Raw genomic sequence first — 16,731 nt, 5'->3', positions numbered from 1 at the left:
TTTTAATTCTTCATTTTTAATTTTTAATTGATTTACCGCGCAGCGGTAGCGCCTTTCACTTCTTTGTCCACGTACTTCGACGGGCACTTGAGCAGGATCTTGTCGGCCACGAACACGTCGTTGCGCATGTTGCCGGTGATGACCACCTGCTCCGATTTGTCGAAGTCCTGCGGCTTCGGGTTGAAATACACCACCTGCTGCTGCACTTTGTTGGTATCAACCAACATAAAGGTGAAGTAGTTGGGGTCGAGCGTGGGATTGTACTGCATACCCACGATGTTTTTCTGCCCGTCCTGCGGCAAACGGCCCACCACGTGCACCTTGCGCATGTCGCCCTCGGCGGCCAGTTCCTTGGCTTCCTTGAACGAGACGTACACCGAAGCGTCGCCGGCGGTGGCCATCACGATGCCGATGGCAATGGCAATAACCACGAGGGCCAGTAAATGTGTTTTTTTCATGGTGCTTAAGGCAAAAGCAGCCGGAAAATTGGACCGACTGCCCGGCAGTCAGCCCTGTGAACAACCGCAAAGGGCGGAAAAAATCCGGCCCTTTGAAATGATTTTTATTAGTCGCGCAGCTCCCGCTCCAGGCGGCTCACTTTGCGGTCGATGCTGATCAGGTAGGCCAGCAGCCCAACGAGGATGACCACGATGACGGCCACCACCACGTAGATCTTGCCGTCCTGCCGCATCTGGTCGGCCATTTCGGGACCGGCTTCAGCGGTTTGCTGGGCCAGCGCGGGCAGCAGCGGCAGCAGCACGGCGCCGAGCACGAGCAGGGCGCGGCGCGAAAGCCGGTTAAGCCAGTTGTTTTTCATACAGCTTGTGTTTGACGAAGGTCAGGCGCGCCGCCACATTCGTAATCCAGACGCCGAGCAGCGTCCAGCCGATGACGGCCGGGTAGAATACCAGGCGCATGTTGTTGTCGAGGTCGTACTTGCTGAAGCCGGGGTTGCCGCCGGCACCGGGATGCAAGGAGTCCGTCATGCGCGGCAGAATGAACAGCAGCGGAATGGCGGCGCAGAAGGCGAAGATGTTGTAGACGGCCGAAATGCGGGCCCGCTGCTGCTCATCCACGATGGAAGAGCGCAGCACCAGGTAGGCCCCGTAAATGAGCACGGCAATGGCCGCCCCGTTCAGGCGCGGGTCGGCCGTCCACCAAGTACCCCAGGTGAAGCGGGCCCACACGCTGCCCGTGGCCAGCCCGAGCACGGCCATGATAACGCCGGTCTGCGCGGTCTGATGGGCCCACACGTCGAGGCGGTCGGAGGGGCGGCGCAGGTACAGCACCGAGTACACCACCGACGCGGCCAGGATGATGGTCATGCCGAACCACATCGGCACGTGGAAGTAGAGGTTGCGGATGGTTTCGTTCAGGATGGCCAGCCGGGGCGCGTGGCCCAGCAGGCCCATCACCACAGTGTACACCAACAGCACCATCGTCAGCACTTTCCACCAGTTTTTAGACATGAGATGTTAGAAGTTAGAACTGAGACCCAGATGCAGCTCCCGCCCAGGGAGCCATTGACGCGGAGGGCTTTTCTCGGTTCTAAGCTCTCCGCTTGAGCTTTATGCGGTCAGGTTCGCCACAGGAAAGGGTACAACAAATAAGAAACCGCCACCACCAACAGGCTCAGGCCGAGCAACATGTACACGGGCTGCGGGGAGGCGTCGAGGCCGTCCAGCGCGTTCTTGGCGGCCTTGATGAGCTGCAGCAGAATCGGGATGACCACCGGAAAGCCCAGCACCGGCATGAGCGTGTTGCTATTGGCGGCCTTGGCCGCAATGCCCGAAATCAGCGTCAGCGAAGTGGCAAAGCCCACGGCGCCGAGCGCTACCACCAGCCCGAAGCGGGGCACGTCCTGCACGGGGTTGCCGAGCACCACCGCGTAGGCCCCGAAGGCCACCAGGCTCAGGCCTAGCAGCAGCAGGGTATTGTAGGCGATTTTGGCCAGAATCACGGCCTCGGGCCGCGCCAGGGTGTAGTAGTACAGCAAGCGGCCGCGGCTTTCCTGCAGGAAGCTCTTGCCCACTGCGTTGATGGCCGCAAACAGCAGAATCACCCACAGCAGCGCGTTCCAGGCCGGGGCCGGCAGCTGCCCGCCGCGCACGAAGCTCAGGTAGCACACGTACACCGTGCTGCCCACGTAGAGCAGCATCCCGTTGAGGGCGGAGCGCTGCCGCCATTCCAGGCGGAAGTCCTTCTGCATCAGGTACCAAATCTCACGTAACAGCTGCACGGCCGGGCGGGTGGGTTGCGGGACGGCAAAGATACAACCCAATGGCCGGAAAGGGGGTGTTGCTACTTGAATATGTGACGTATGCCGACTATAAAAACGCCGCGAGCCGGCCCCCGCAGGGACCGGCTCGCCCGATCATGTCAGCATTCGGTGGCTGCTTACTCGACCACCAGACGCCCGGAAGCCGTGCGGCCGCCCTGCTCGGCGCGGTACTGGTAGAGTCCCTCCGCCAGACCCTGCAGTGGCAGGGCCGCCCGGCCATCGGCCGTTGCCGTGAGGGTACGCTGCCGCACCACGCGGCCCGCCGCATCGAGCAGTGACACGGTGACGCGGCCCGGGGCCGGCGTGCGCAGCGTGACGGTAGCGTGGGCTGGGTTCGGGTATACTTCCAGGGCCAGCGGCTGGGCCGCGCGCGCCGCCAGCGGCCCAGCGGCACGGAACGGGTTGTAGTCGACGAAGCCGAAGGTGGGCGTATCGTTTTTGTGCGTGATACGCGCTTCCACGTCGGCTGCCACGGCCGAGCCCCACCAGTTGTTTTCGGCGCGGATGGTGTCGGTGGTGATGTTGTTGTTGAACAACTCGTACACCGTGCCGCCGTTGCCGTTGCCGAGGAAAGCGTTGAAGCCGCGGTCGGTGGTGTCGGCCGAGGCCAGGTTGCCGAAGCTGATGCGCGGGCCGCCGGCGGCCGTGGTGCTCGACTTCACGATGGTCACGCCCCAGAGGTTGCCGCGGATGATGTTGCGCGACACCACACCGGTCTGCGACTGGGTGCCGGTGAAGTTCAGGCCGCTACCGCCGGTGTTGGCGTTGGCGTTGGTGTTGTTGTTCTCGACGAGGTTCTGGGTGATGTAGGCGTTGAAGTTGCCTCCGGTCACCGTCAGCCCGTAGCGGTTGTTGCGGACGATGTTGGCCCGCACCACGGCCTGCGATACGCCGCCGCCGCCCAGCAGGTTGGAGAGGCCGATGCCGCCGCCCATGTTGGTAGTAGCCCCGCCGCCCACAATTAGGTTGCGCTCAATCTGAATGGGTTGCGCGGAGTTGCCCGGCCCCAGGTTGATCTGCGGGTAGTTGCCGTTTTCGGTGTTGTTGATCAAAAAGCGGCTGTCCCGAATGATGGGCGACGTAGCCCCGTTGGCCGGCGAAATAATGGCCGAGCGGGCGTTGCGCACGAATCGGCAGCCCTGCACCAGCATCCGGTTGTTGGAGGTGCTCACGGCCCCGTTGCTGATGCTGCGCACGCCGGCCGGCGTGTTCAGCGTGGCCACGTTGTACCGCAGCGTGCAATCGATGAGCTGGATATCGGCGCCGATAACGCGCAGGCCGACCCCGTACTCCACCACCGTGCGCCGCAGGCGGGAGCCGCCGGCCGTGCTCGAAAACCACATGGTGTGCCAAGGGGCGGCCGTGTTCTGGGCCGTGAATTTCACCGAGTCAGGCGGGTTGATGAGCAGCGTGCCATCAATGTTCACCATGGCCAGCGCCGCCACCCGAATGGTTTCGTTGGTGGTGATGCTCAGCGTATCGGTGGCCGCCAGCCGGATCGTATCGTTGATGCGCCACTCGGCGCCGGCCTGGCTGACGTAGCCCCCCGAGGCGGCGCTGAGCTGCGCCAGGGTAAAGCGGCGGCCGGTGCCGGGCGTTTGGTACTGCGCCCAGCCGGGCGCGGCCACTACCAGCAGCAGCAGCAGAAGTAGGAGTCGTTTCATAGCAGCAGGTGTGTTTGTGTAGGGCAAATAAACGGTAGCCCAGCCAAATCTTCGGCGGCTAGCCCTCTAAACGCCAAACGCCCTGCCGGGGGCAGGGCGTTTGAAGCGGCGGGACTTATCGGCATTAGAAGTCGTAGCCCAGCGACAGATAGAATTTAGGACCTTTTTCCTGCCCGTTTTCGCGGGCCCAGGCCACGTCCAGCTTGGTGTAGAACCCGAGCATGGTGGTGCGCATGCCCGCGCCGTAGCCGATCAGGAAGGGGTTCTGGAAGTTGGTTACGGTACCCGTGAAGGCGTCGCCGTTGCCGCCGTAGGGCTGGGTGTTAAAGGAGTTGTTGACGTTGAAGGGGTTCGAGCCGCGGTAGGCCGTACCGGCGTCGGCAAAGCCCGTCAGTTGCAGGTTGCGGAAGAAGCCGGAGTAAATGGGCTTGCGCGAGAAGTACTGGATGATGGGCACCCGCAGCTCGGAGTTGAATAGCACATACTTCGGGCCGGAGCGGGCGTTGTAGTTGAAGCCGCGCAGGTTGGTTACGAACTGCTGGTAGAAGAAGTCGGCGGGCGAAGCCCCGGTCTGCGGCTGCACCTCGCGGGCGTCGTCGGTGCGCGCGTTCAACCAGTTGTCCATGCCGCCGAGGCGGAAAGTCTTGGGCGAATTGCCGAAGAACTGCCCGTAACTGGCGCGGTTGGCCCAAATGATCTGCCGGTGCACCTTCTGGTAATGGCGCAGGTCCACGTACACTTTCCCGAAGTCGTTGTTGCCACCGCGCAGCTGATCCAGCTTCAGCACGCCTACCTTCATGCGGGTGCCCTCGAGCATGTTCACGCCCGTGGCCACGGAGTTGTCGTACACAATTTCCCCGCTGCCGCCCAGGAAATGGTCACGGCGGTCGGAGGTGCCCACGTCGTCCAGGTTGGAGTACGAGCTGTTGACGTAGCGCAGGTTGGCGCGCACGCTCATGTTATGCGAAATCGGGTACGAAATGCCCGGCGTCAGCTCGTAGCGGCCCATGTACAGGCTCGGCGACGACTCATTCGACACGTAGTAGCTCTGCTTCTGGAAGCCAATGCTCCAATCGTAGCGGTGCTTCAGGTTCGTGTACTCGGCGAACATGTTGCTGGTGCGCAGGTCCGTCAGGGCAAAGATGCCCGCCCGGATGCGGTGGTCCTCAAACAGGTCCGACATGGTGGCCTGCCCGATGAAGCCAAAACCCAGCAGCGGGTCGGTGTAAATCGTGGATACCACGTTGTCGAGGCTGAAGCGCGTATCGTAGCGTATCGGGCCGGTAATGCCCGGGTTGGCTGCAAGTGCCGGCGCCTGCTGCACCACCGTAGGCGCGGCGCGGCGCGGCCGGGGGCGCGGCGCGTCTTCCTCAAACTGGTAGTCGCTCACGTTCACGTCCTGGCTCTGAGTGCGGGTTGGCGCGGTCGGCTGCACGGTGCCTTCGGTGGGCGTATTGCCGGTGGCAGGCACCGCCTGCGGCTTGGGGCGGGGGCGGCTGGCCGCGGCCGAACGGTCTTCCAGGATTTCCTGGCGGGCGGTCTTGCCCAGCTTCAGGTCCTGGGGCAGCTCGTATTTCGGGTACGCGTACACGAATTCCCGGGCCCGGTCGGCGGCCACGAAGCCCAGCGCCCCGCTCGTGGCGTTGTAGTCGAAGCTCTTCAGGTTGTTGAGGAAGCTCGTAACGGGCGTGCGCTGCTTGGTAGCGAAGTTGTAGCGAAACACGCTGCGCACCCCGCTTTCCTCGCTCAGAAACAGCACCTCGTCCTGCGACAGCACCCGGGGCCGCGTTTCGTTCGAGATGGTAGCCACCAGCTGCTCCACGGGCTGCGGCGTGCCGTCGAGGCGGTAACGGAACAGGTCGTAGTTGTTGACCACGGCCTTGAACGAGCCCCGCGCAGTACCGGCCGAATCCAGCCAGCGGTTCGAACTGAATACCACCGACTGGCCGTCGGGCATGAATACCGGCTGCACGTCGTCGAACACATCGTTGGTCAGCCGCTCGGGCTGGCGGCTGCCGGCGCGCAGCACGTACAGGTCGGCCTGCCCGTTGCGCACCCCGCTAAAGGCCAGCGCCTTGCCATCGGGCGAGTAGCCCATGCCCAGCACCTGGGCGTAAGGATTGAACACGCTGGAGCCCCGGTCGCCGATCAGCGGCAACGACTCCTTGATGCGCACCACGGCGCCAAACGGGCCTTTTTCGGCCGAGCGCAGCCGCAGCACCATTTTGCCGCGCGATTCTTCGGCAATGGCCAGCTGCGCGTTGTTGCGCCAGGCCAGCACCGGCAGGCGGCGGTCCACCTCCTGGTCCGGCGACTTGTAGCCGCCGCTGAACACGATGTGCTTGCCCGAGCCGTCCACGTTGGCCACGATGACGCGGTAGCGGCCGCGGTCGGTGGTGGTGTAGGCCAGCAGCTGCCCGTTGGAGCTGATGACGGGCTCGTTCAGGCTCAGGCCGCGGCGGTTGCGGCTCATGAGCTGGTGCTGCTCGTCGGGCAGCACGTAGGCCGTTTCGGGCTGGTCGTTGAGCTGCCGGTAGTAGCCCATCCAGTCGCGCAGAAACTGCTTATAGGGCACGTTCAGCGAGGAACTGATGCCCGTTTCCACGTCGCGGGTGATGCGCGTTAGATTCAGGATGTTCTGGATGCTGGTGTAGCCGTAGCGCTCCGCTATGTAGTTCCACACGCTCTGGCCGGCCAGCTCGGGGTTGCGCAGGAAAAACTGCGCGGCCTTGTCTTTGTCGACCTTCTGCGTCATGTCGCGCATGTAGTCGTCCATCTCCACGCTCCAGCCCTCGGCGGCGTAGGCTGAGGCCCCGCCCACAAACCAGTCGGGCAGTTGCAGCAGGTAGCTGCTCTGAATGACTTCCTTGAGCGAGCCGCCGTACATCATGTCGTTGAGCAGCACCCGGGTCACCTGGTAGCTCAGGTCGCGCTTGAACACCGTCTGCTGACCTTGAAACGCGAGCTGCACCTTGGTCATGCGCAGCAGCGAGGTTTCGCCGCCCATCTGGTACTTGTCGTCGTTCAGGCCCACGTTGCTCTGGCGCAGGTCGCCCACCGAGTTGTAGAGCATCACGGTGGTTTTCGAGTACGGGTAGTAGCCGATCAGCGAGGTAATGCGCTGCAGCTCCTGCTCGGCGTACTCAGCCGCGCGGCGCGCCATGGCCTGGCCCCCGGCGTAGTAGTACACGTTGAAGTTGGCCGTGCTCAGCAGTTGCCACTCAAACTTCTTGTATTGGATGCGGGTGCGGCCAAAGCTTTCCTGCGCCGTTTGGGCCTGCACCGCGCCGGCCGGAGCCAGCAAGGCCAGCCCCAGGGCCGGCAGGCTCAGCGCGCCCCAGCGCAGGCGGGGCGATAGTATGGACAAGTGCATCATAACAGCTGCAAAAAGGCAGGTCGGAAAGAAACTCAGGCGGGTGACACGGCCGGCGGCAAGGTAGCCGTATACAACGCCTGATAACGAATAATATTGACTTCCGGCCATAGTTCCTGGCCGGTTTCCAGCGCATCGGCCAGCAGCTCCGCCAGGCGGGGCGCCAGCAGCACGCCTTTCGAACCCAAACCGTTGAACACGGCCAGCGCCGGATGCGCCGGGTGCGTACCGAGCAAGGGCTTCCGGTCGCGCACGGCCGGCCGCACCCCCACCCGCTGGCCCGTCACGCGGAAGGGCACCGCGGTCAGGTCGCGCAGGCGCTGGCTGAGCTCCTGGCGGGCCTCCTCCGTGGGCTCCGGCGCAAACGGGGGCCAGCGGTACGTGGCTCCCACCCGCACGCGCCCGTCGCCGAGCGGCACCACATAGGCGCCGCGGTTGAGCACGTAATCAGTCGGGAGGTCGGGCGCTTCCACGTCCAGCACTTCACCTTGGTTGGGCGTCACCGGCAACCAGCCAAACCACGGATTGCGGGTGACGGCGGCGCCTTCGCAGAACACCACGCGGCTAGCCCGCAGCTCCGGGCCGTAGCTAACACCGGTTGCGTCCGGAACAAGCAGCTCCGGCACAAAAGTTTCGGCGCGCAGCCAGCCTTTTTCGCGCCCGTCCCGGACCAGCGCGTCGAGCAGGGCCGTGGTGTCGAGCCAGCCGCCGTGGCGCAGCTTTAGCCCGCCAAACGGCTGCTGCAGGCCGGGCACCTCGGGCAGGGCCTGGGCCGGGTCGGCCACGTAGTCGCCCCAGGGCCGGCCGGCCGAGCGGGCCAGCACGTCGTTTTGCTCGCGCACCGAGCCGAACAGCTTCAGAATGGGCATCTCGTAGTAGAAACGACGGCCAAAATCAGCCTCCAGCTCGCGGTAAAAGGTCCGGGCGGCCGGCAGCAGCTCGTCGATGCGCCAGGCCAGGGCGAAGCGCTTGCCCGCCACCGGGTTGATCAGGCCCGCGGCCACCCGCGTAGCCGAATCCGGTTGATACGAATCGAGCACCACCACGCGGCGGCCGCGCCGCAGCAGGGTGCGGGCCAGCGCGGCGCCGGCCAGGCCGTGGCCAATGATCAGGTAGTCGGCTTGTTCTTGCATTCCGGGCAAAATACGCACTTTCCGGGCCTGATTGCGTAACTTACCCTCCCGTTGTCTGCCCGCGTTCCGCGCGGGCTTTTTCCCTTTTGCATGACCGTTTCGGGCTTCACGTTCAACGCCTTTTCCGAAAACACCTACCTGCTGCACGACGCCACCGGCGCCTGCGCCATCGTCGACCCCGGCTGCTACGAGCGCCGCGAACAGCAGGCCCTCCAGCAGTTTATCACCGATAACAAGCTCCGCGTGGAGCTGCTGCTGAACACCCACTGCCACATCGACCACGTGTTCGGCAACCAGTTCGTGCTCGACACCTGGCCGGGCACGCCCTTCCTCATCCACGAAGCCGACCTGGCCACGCTGCGCGCCGTGCCGAGCTACGCCCCGAACTACGGCTTCCCGCTCTACTCGCCCGCTGAGCCCACGGGGTTTCTAACGCCCGGTGAGCCGTTGCGCTTCGGCGAGACCGAGCTGGAAGTGCGTTTTGCCCCCGGCCACGCCCCCGGCCACGTCGTGTTCTACCACGCCCCCACGCGGGTCGTTATCGGCGGCGACGTACTCTTCAGCGGCAGCATCGGCCGCACCGATCTGCCCGGCGGCGACCACGACACGCTGATCCACAGCATCCGGGAGCAGCTGCTCACCCTGCCCGACGATACCACGGTGTACCCCGGTCACGGGCCGGCTACCACCGTAGGCGCCGAGCGCGCCTCCAATCCTTTTCTCCGCTAGCCCTGTTTCCCCTGATGGCCATCAAAAACCACCTGCCCAACGCGCTGACGTGCCTGAACCTGCTGTGCGGCTGCGTGGCCCTGACGCTGATTCTGGGCTTTGACCCGGCGTTGGCTGCTTTCTCGCAGCTGCCATCTTTCACGCATTGGCAGCCCTTGGTGCACGCCGCTTTCCTCATCGGCATTGCCGCTATTGCTGATTTTTTCGACGGCTTGGTGGCGCGGGCGCTACGCGTGTCCTCCCCCATCGGCAAGGACCTGGATTCGCTGGCCGACATGGTATCGTTCGGCGTGGTGCCCGGGGCGATACTGTTCAAGCTGCTCCAGTACGTGTTGCTCGCCACGGAGCTGCCCAAAAGCATGGCCTACCTGGCCTTCACCGTCAGCATCTTCTCCGCCCTGCGCCTGGCGAAGTTCAACAACGATACCCGGCAGTCCGACTCCTTCATCGGCGTGCCGACGCCGGCCAACACCATGCTGATTGCCTCGCTGCCACTTATCCTGGCGAATGACAAGTTCGGCGTGGGTTTCTTCATCCTGAACCCGTGGGTGCTGCTGGGGCTCACGTTTCTGATGTCGAGGCTGCTGGTGGCCGAGCTGCCTTTGTTTGCGCTGAAGTTCAAAAACTTCAAGTGGCAAGACAATTCGTTGCGTTTCGTGTTTTTGCTGTTGTCGGTGCTGCTGCTGGTGCTGCTGCAGGCCGTGGCCGTGCCGCTCATCATCCTGCTGTACGTGCTGCTGTCGGTGGTGCGCCGGCCGGAGCTAGCTGCATAGCGGCTGTACAATATTTTGCTTTTCCAGCAGTTGTATGATCCGATAACTGAACGCCCCGCCTGAAACTGTTGTTGAGGGGGCCGCCGGGGCACACTCTACTGCGACACACCACACTGTTTATCTAGGCTTTATGCGGTTTTCTACCTCGTTGCTTTTGTGGGTACTGATGGGCTTATCCTGGCCTGCTTGGGCACAGGAACCGGGCCGGCAAGTCACTCTCAATTGGAAGGGCCACACGCTGGCGTTTCCGGAGCGCGGTCAGGGCATCCGGGTGCCCACGTTTGCCGGCGCCTTATTCGAGCCAGGCCAGCGCCTTCCAAGCACCAGCGTGCACCTCGACGGCTACGCCACCGACGTACAGCTGCAGGCCGCGCGCTACGAGGCTTTCACCACCCAGGAAGCCGCTGCTTTTGCCGGCGCCGAGGTGAGCACCACGCCCCAATTCAGCCTGCGCCACGGTTTGGAGAACCGTCGTTACGTGACACTGGCGGTGCTGCCCGCTGTGCGCCGCAACGCCCAAACCGGCCAACTGGAAAAGCTGCTCAGCTTCGAGTATACCTACCGCCGGGGCACGCCGCCCGCCAGCCGGACCACCGCCCGCAACTACGCCCCTAACTCGGCTCTGCGAGCAGGCGACTGGTACAAAGTTGGCGTAGCCAACAACGCTTTGGGCAACGGCGGCGTGTTCAAGCTTGATAAGGCCTTCCTGAGTCAACTGGGGCTGCCAGTACAGTCGCTCGACCCGCGCCGCCTGCAGCTGTTTGGCTACGGCATCGGCATGCTGCCCCAGGCCAACAGCGCCGACCGCCCCGACGACCTGCTGGAAAATGCCATCTATTTTGCCGACAACGGGAGCAACAACGCCACGTTTGACGACAACGAATACTTCCTCTTTTATTCCCGCGGTCCGCACACATGGTCGTACCGCGACCAGCGCTTCCGCCACGAGCTGAACATCTACGCCGACACCACCTATTACTTTATCACCGTCGGCAACACCAACGGCCGCCGCGTGGCGCCGCAGGCAGCCGTCAACGGTAACCCCACCGCCACCATCACCGAATACACCGACCACTTCTTCTACGAGCGGGAATTAATCAACCTGTTGAAGTCGGGACGCCAATGGCTGGGGGAGGGCTTTAATACCGTGACGCCGACCAACCAGGTGAAATCCTTCGAGTTTGCGGGCATTTCGAACATCGTCCCCGGCTCTCAGTTGCAGATTACCTCGGCCGTGGCAGCGTCGTCCCTGCCGGGGCGGTTTCGCACGCCCACTACCTTCAGCCTGAAGCTGAACGGCACCAGCCTGGGCACGCCCCAGTCGGTAGACCCGCTTACTTGCGACCCCAGCTTGTACGGCTGCTACCCGGAAGTCGCCAACAGCAACGTAACAGTGTACACGACGCCCGCTCCGGCCGGTGCCACCACCCTGCGCGTGGAAATGACCTACAGCGGCTCGGCTGTCGATCCGTCGGCCACTGGTTACCTGGACTATCTGGAAGTCCAGGCCCGGCGCCTGCTCACCTTGGGCAGTGAGCCGCTGGAGTTTCGCTCACTCGACAACGTAGCGCCGAACGCTTTCAGCACCTTTGCGCTGCAGAACGCCGGCAATGCCCTGATTTGGGACGTAACCGACCCGCGCGCCGCCCAAAGCATCGCGCATACGGGCGGCCGCTTTCTGGCCCGCACCAATACCCTGCGCGAGTACGTGGCGTTTACGCCCGGCAGCAGCTTTGCTACCCCGCGGTCCTTCGGGCGCGTGGCCAACCAGAACTTGCACGCCATCGGGGCCACCTCCCCCATTGACCTGATCATCGTGACGCCGCCGGTGTTTCTGGAGCAGGCCAGGATTCTTGCCGAGCACCGCCGCACCCGCAACGGCCTGAACCCTACGGTGGTCACCACCCACCAAATCTACAACGAGTTCAGCTCCGGTGGACAGGATCTGACGGCCATCCGGGATTTTGCCAAAATGATTTACGACCGGCCCAACGGCCGGGCCGGCCGCCTGTACATCTTGCTCTTCGGGGACGCGTCGTATGATTACAAAGGCGACCCTAGCAACGACGCCAGATTCCTGCCGACGTGGTGGGCCGACCGGCAGCTGCGCGACGCGGACAACCAGAACTTCGTGCCGACCTACGAGTCCTACTCCTCGTTTGAAAAAGTAGGCTTCCGCCCCTCATACTGCTCAGACGATTATTTCGGCTTCCTTGACGACAACGAGGGAGCTTGGGCAGAGGATTTTACTTCCCGCAACGATATGCTGGATGCGGCTGTAGGCCGCTTGCCTATCCGTTTTCCACAAGGTCAGCCCAATTCCACGGTCGAAGCCGTTACGATGGTCCGCAAGCTCATCGATTACGACGCCCCAAAGTCGCTGGGCAAATGGCGCAACCGCCTCACCTTCGTGGCCGATGACGGCGACCAGAATACTCACCTCGGCAACTCCGAATCCTCTGCCAATGAGTTGGTAAGGACGCAGCCGCCTTTCCAGGTGGGCAAGGTGTACCTGGATATGTATCCGCAGCAGAGCACTCCAGGTGGCCAAAGCTCGCCTGATGCCAACGCGGCCCTCGACGCAGCGCTGGAGCAGGGCTCTTTGTTCATGAGCTACGCGGGCCACGGCGGCCCCACGGGTTGGATGGACGAGAAAATTCTCACCAACACCTCCGTGCTTCGCTTGCAGAACACCAAGCGGTTGACGTTCATGTTTACGGGCACCTGTGACTTCGCGTGGTATGACGACCCCAACCCCGGGTTCGTTTCAGCCGGCGAGCAAGTGCTGACCGATACCCGCGCCGGCGCCATTGGCTTGCTTACCACCACCCGCTTGGTGTACGCCCAGAACAACCAACTACTGGCCGACCAGTTTTTCGCCGCTCTGTTTCGCCGCAACACCGCCACCGGCAACTGGCCGCGCGTCGGCGATGCGGTAGTAGCCGGCAAAAACCTCGACCCCACCGACATAGAGAATCGCAACTTCACGCTTCTGGGCGACCCGAGCATGCGCCTGGCCATGCCGCACTACGTAGCCCGGGCCACGCGCCTGAGCGACGCCAATGACCCTACGCACGCTCCTCTGGACACGATCCGCGCCCTGCAGCGCGTACAGCTGGAAGGCGAAATCGTACACCCCGTAACCTCGGCTCTGCAAAACTCCTTCAACGGCGAGGTGCAGGTGACAGTGTACGAGAAAATGTCCGTGGTTCGGACCTTGGGCAACGAACGTCTTGCCGATACCGCGCGGGTGAACGTGCAAAAGGATGTGGTGTATGACGGCAAAGCCACTGTGCGCAACGGCCGGTTTACGGCGCAGTTTGTGGTACCCAAGGACATCAATTACAGCTTCGGTTTTGGCAAAATCAGTCTGTATGCCTCCGATACAACCCAAAACATCGATGCTCACGGGGCCAACCCACGCCTGACCATCGGCGGGGCCAGTGCCTCTGCGCTCAACGACACCATTCCCCCGCTCATCCGGCTGGCCATGGATGATACCACGTTTGTGTTCGGCGGCATGACGCAGCCCAACACACGCCTGCTGGCCCGCCTTAGTGACGACAGCGGCATCAACACGGCTGGCACCGGCATCGGGCACGAGTTGACGGCTACGCTGGACAACAACCCCACTAAAGTGACCATCCTGAACGAGTATTATACGGCCGACCTGAACGTATTCACCAGGGGCCGCATTGACTACCCATTCAAGGACCTTGCGCTGGGGCCGCACGTGTTGCGCGTGAAGGCGTGGGACACGTTCAACAACTCAGCGGAAAAGGAAATTGAGTTCATTGTGGCCCGCGACGAAAAGCTGGCGCTCAACCATATTCTCAATTACCCCAACCCCTTTGCCGGCCACACCACCTTTCACTTCGACCACAACCGCGCTGGCCAGCCGCTGGATATTCAGGTGCAGATCTTCACGGTTTCGGGCAAACTAGTGCGCACCTTATCTGCGTATTTAGGCAGCAGTGATGCACATGTGAGTTCCATCACGTGGAACGGCCGTGACGAGTATAATGACCAGCTCGCCCGCGGCGTTTATGTATACCGCTTGAGCGTGCGTACGCCCGGCGGCCCCCAGGTAAGCAAGTTTGAGAAGCTGGTATTGCTTAATTAACTCCTTGCCGTTTTCCTTTTCCCGCTTTTTCCGACTTTTTTCACTGCATATGCTTCTTCCGAAACCCACGGCATCCCGCTTGTTACTGCCGGCTTTGCTGGGCTTGGTGGCTACGGCCCAGGCTCAGCAACGCACCAACACCATCACCACGGCAGTGCCTTTCGTCACCATCAGCCCTGATGCGCGCTCGGCAGCCTTGGGTGATGCCGGCGTGGCTACCTCGCCGGATTCCAACGCGCCGTTCTACAACGCAGGTAAGCTTGGGTTTCTGCAGAATCCCTACGGGTTATCCCCCTCCTACACCCCGTGGCTGCGCAATGTAACCGACGACATGAGCCTGATTTCGGCGGCCGGCTACAAAAAATTCGGGCAACGCTCGGCGCTGGCGGCTTCGCTGACCTACTTCGACTTGGGCGAAATACAGTTTCGCGACAACGATAACAACGAAACAGGCAGCTTCAACCCCAAGGAGTACTCCGTGGCCATTTCCTACGGTCAGAAGCTCAGCGACTACTTCGGCCTGGGTGCCACGGCGCGCTACATCCGTTCAAACCTGACTGGTAATCAAGGCCAGGATAGCCGCCCCGGCAATGCCTTGGCCGTCGACCTGGGCGCTTACTACTCCCGCGACGTTTCCATTGGCGCTTCCGATTACAATCTGTCCTTTGGGGCAGCCGTGGCCAACATCGGTAACAAAATCACATACACGCGGGCCAACCAAGCAGACTTTCTGCCGACCAACCTGAAGCTGGGTACCGCCATTACCCGGGAGTTGGACGCCTACAACAAGATTACGCTGACCGTTGACGCGGCCAAGCTGCTCGTGCCGACGCCTTACTACATCGAAGGCAAGGAACTCAACGACCCGGATGTAGTCGCTGAAAACGAGAAGCGGTCCAACCAATCGATTGTGAGCGGCATGCTGAACTCATTCAGCGACGCGCCGGGTGGCTTCAGCGAGGAGCTCAAGGAAATTAACATCTCTGCCGGTGCTGAATACTGGTACAACGACCTGCTGGCGGCGCGCGTAGGCTATTTTTACGAAAATCCAATGAAAGGCGACCGGCAATACCTATCCCTGGGCCTAGGACTGCGTTACCAGGTATTTGGGGTAGATGCCGCCTATCTGGTTCCGAACTCCAAGGCCAACCCGCTGGCCAACACGATTCGGGTGTCGCTGCACTTCAACTTCAACGGCAACGACGCGGGCGACGCCGCCCCCTCGGATTCTGCGCCCTCAAATTAAGCTGATGCTCAACCGCCTCGCTCCACCTCCGACCCGGCCACTTGGCCGGGTCGATTTGCCTACAGCTCAGGTATCAAATCTCCCCAATGGGGCGCGCCTGCACGTTATGGCGCATTCGGCTCAGCCGGTGGTTCGCTTGCAGGTCGTGCTGCCCGCTGGCCGCTGGTATGATCCTGCACCGGGGGTTTCGCTGCTGACGGCTCGCGCCCTGCTAGAAGGGACGACGACACGCTCCGCACGCCAAATCGCCGAAGAAGTAGCCTTCTTCGGTGCCTCCCTCGAATGCGAGCAGGGCTTTGATCGTGCAACGCTGACACTTTACTGTTTGGCGCGGCACTTTAGCCAGTTGCTGCCGCTGGTCCAGGATGTATTACTAAACGCCACTTTTCCTGAAGCTGAAATTGCGCAAATCAAAACTCGTACGATCCAAAATATTCGAGTAGAGCGGCAAAAAACTAGTTACCAAGCTGCCGAGCGGTTTGCGCGTAACTTGTATGGCCCACAACACCCATACGGCGTCGTATTTGACGAAGCTACATTTCAGGCGCTTACTGCCGACACCGTTCGTGACTTTTACCAGCAAGCATATAACCTGGCACGGGCAGAAGTCTTCATTTGCGGCGACGTCACGGCTGCGCACATTGCTCAATTAACCGATTTGCTGGCAATACCCGTGTCTGCGTACGGCTCTACCGTAGCGAAGATAGACAGCCCTTCCAGTTCACCTCTTACAGATTACGTCACCGTGACTGATAGCATGCAGGCAAGTCTGCGTATCGGTCGTCTATGGCCTTCCGCTAGTCATCCAGATACCCACCGCCTACAAATGCTAATTAAGGTATTAGGTGGATATTTCGGCTCGCGTTTGATGAAGAACATTCGCGAAGATAAAGGCCTCACTTATGGCATATATGCCAGTATATCCCATCGGGAACACGCAAGCTCATGCGTGATTGGCTCGGATGTCAATGCTAATAACGCGCCCATTGCTATTAGCGAGATTCATAAAGAGTTAATGACGCTACAGAATCAGCCTATCCCAGCGGAGGAGCTAAATACAGTGCGCAACTACATACTAGGCAAATTCTTAAATGAGCTTGGGACTATATTCGAACAAGCTGATAAGTACCGGTCTACAGTACTATTGGGCTTGCCAGCTGACTTTTATATTACATTCTTGACCGAGGTTGAGAATGTATCATCTGAACAACTTCAACTACTTGCACGAGAATATCTTTCTCCTGATTCTTTCTGCCAGGTAGTTGCAGGACCAGGCTAATAACTAACTTTTGATTCTTTGCGAAAGCCGCATTTCTTTCCACGGATGCGGCTTTTTTGCTGTTGTGTTATAGCGGATTCATGAACGGTGTACATGATAGCCACAATGGTTGAACCAAGCTTTGGCGTCC

At 61.6% G+C, this 16,731-nt stretch carries 12 protein-coding genes; 5 read left to right on the top strand and 7 right to left on the bottom strand.

Annotation, left to right across the window (positions count from 1 at the left end):
• Positions 1–32 precede the first annotated feature (32 nt).
• The 7 genes from ACYVKQ_RS11500 to ACYVKQ_RS11470 form a co-directional block, all read right to left on the bottom strand.
• Positions 33–458 (bottom strand): cytochrome c maturation protein CcmE domain-containing protein, encoded by a 426-nt coding sequence (locus ACYVKQ_RS11500; protein WP_460675478.1) that lies wholly within the window; start codon positions 456–458, stop codon positions 33–35.
• A gap of 107 nt (positions 459–565) precedes the next feature.
• Positions 566–817, bottom strand: a complete 252-nt coding sequence (locus ACYVKQ_RS11495) for a CcmD family protein (RefSeq protein ID WP_460675477.1) — start codon at positions 815–817, stop codon at positions 566–568.
• Positions 798–1,469 (bottom strand): cytochrome c biogenesis protein, encoded by a 672-nt coding sequence (locus ACYVKQ_RS11490; protein WP_460675476.1) that lies wholly within the window; start codon positions 1,467–1,469, stop codon positions 798–800. The genes ACYVKQ_RS11495 and ACYVKQ_RS11490 overlap by 20 nt, the downstream gene beginning before the upstream one ends.
• Before the next feature lie 107 nt (positions 1,470–1,576).
• Entirely contained in the window at positions 1,577–2,209 is a 633-nt protein-coding gene (locus tag ACYVKQ_RS11485; protein WP_460676073.1) for a heme exporter protein CcmB, read from the bottom strand.
• Between the two features lie 188 nt (positions 2,210–2,397).
• Positions 2,398–3,945, bottom strand: coding sequence for a T9SS type A sorting domain-containing protein (locus ACYVKQ_RS11480; RefSeq protein ID WP_460675475.1), 1,548 nt, complete (start codon positions 3,943–3,945; stop codon positions 2,398–2,400).
• 124 nt (positions 3,946–4,069) lie between these two features.
• Entirely contained in the window at positions 4,070–7,321 is a 3,252-nt protein-coding gene (locus tag ACYVKQ_RS11475; protein WP_460675474.1) for a hypothetical protein, read from the bottom strand.
• Positions 7,322–7,353: 32 nt separating this feature from the next.
• Entirely contained in the window at positions 7,354–8,451 is a 1,098-nt protein-coding gene (locus tag ACYVKQ_RS11470) for an NAD(P)/FAD-dependent oxidoreductase (RefSeq protein WP_460675473.1), read from the bottom strand.
• A 90-nt stretch (positions 8,452–8,541) separates the two neighbouring features.
• On the opposite strand from ACYVKQ_RS11470, the gene ACYVKQ_RS11465 reads away from it, so the two are divergent.
• From ACYVKQ_RS11465 to ACYVKQ_RS11445, 5 genes are all read left to right on the top strand, one after another.
• A complete protein-coding gene (locus ACYVKQ_RS11465) occupies positions 8,542–9,180 on the top strand; it encodes an MBL fold metallo-hydrolase (protein ID WP_460675472.1) in 639 nt (212 codons plus the stop codon).
• Between the two features lie 14 nt (positions 9,181–9,194).
• Positions 9,195–9,953, top strand: coding sequence for a CDP-alcohol phosphatidyltransferase family protein (locus ACYVKQ_RS11460; RefSeq protein ID WP_460675471.1), 759 nt, complete (start codon positions 9,195–9,197; stop codon positions 9,951–9,953).
• Between the two features lie 130 nt (positions 9,954–10,083).
• Positions 10,084–14,076: a type IX secretion system sortase PorU gene (gene porU, locus ACYVKQ_RS11455; protein WP_460675470.1), complete on the top strand. Its 3,993-nt coding sequence runs from the start codon at positions 10,084–10,086 to the stop codon at positions 14,074–14,076.
• Between the two features lie 49 nt (positions 14,077–14,125).
• Entirely contained in the window at positions 14,126–15,322 is a 1,197-nt protein-coding gene (gene porV, locus ACYVKQ_RS11450) for a type IX secretion system outer membrane channel protein PorV (RefSeq protein ID WP_460675469.1), read from the top strand.
• Between the two features lie 4 nt (positions 15,323–15,326).
• Positions 15,327–16,601: a M16 family metallopeptidase gene (locus ACYVKQ_RS11445; RefSeq protein WP_460675468.1), complete on the top strand. Its 1,275-nt coding sequence runs from the start codon at positions 15,327–15,329 to the stop codon at positions 16,599–16,601.
• Positions 16,602–16,731: the final 130 nt, after the last annotated feature.

The sequence above is a fragment of the Hymenobacter coalescens genome, from assembly GCF_054783195.1.
Note: the sequence above shows the minus strand (reverse complement) of the source record. Positions and strands in the feature narration are given on the sequence as shown.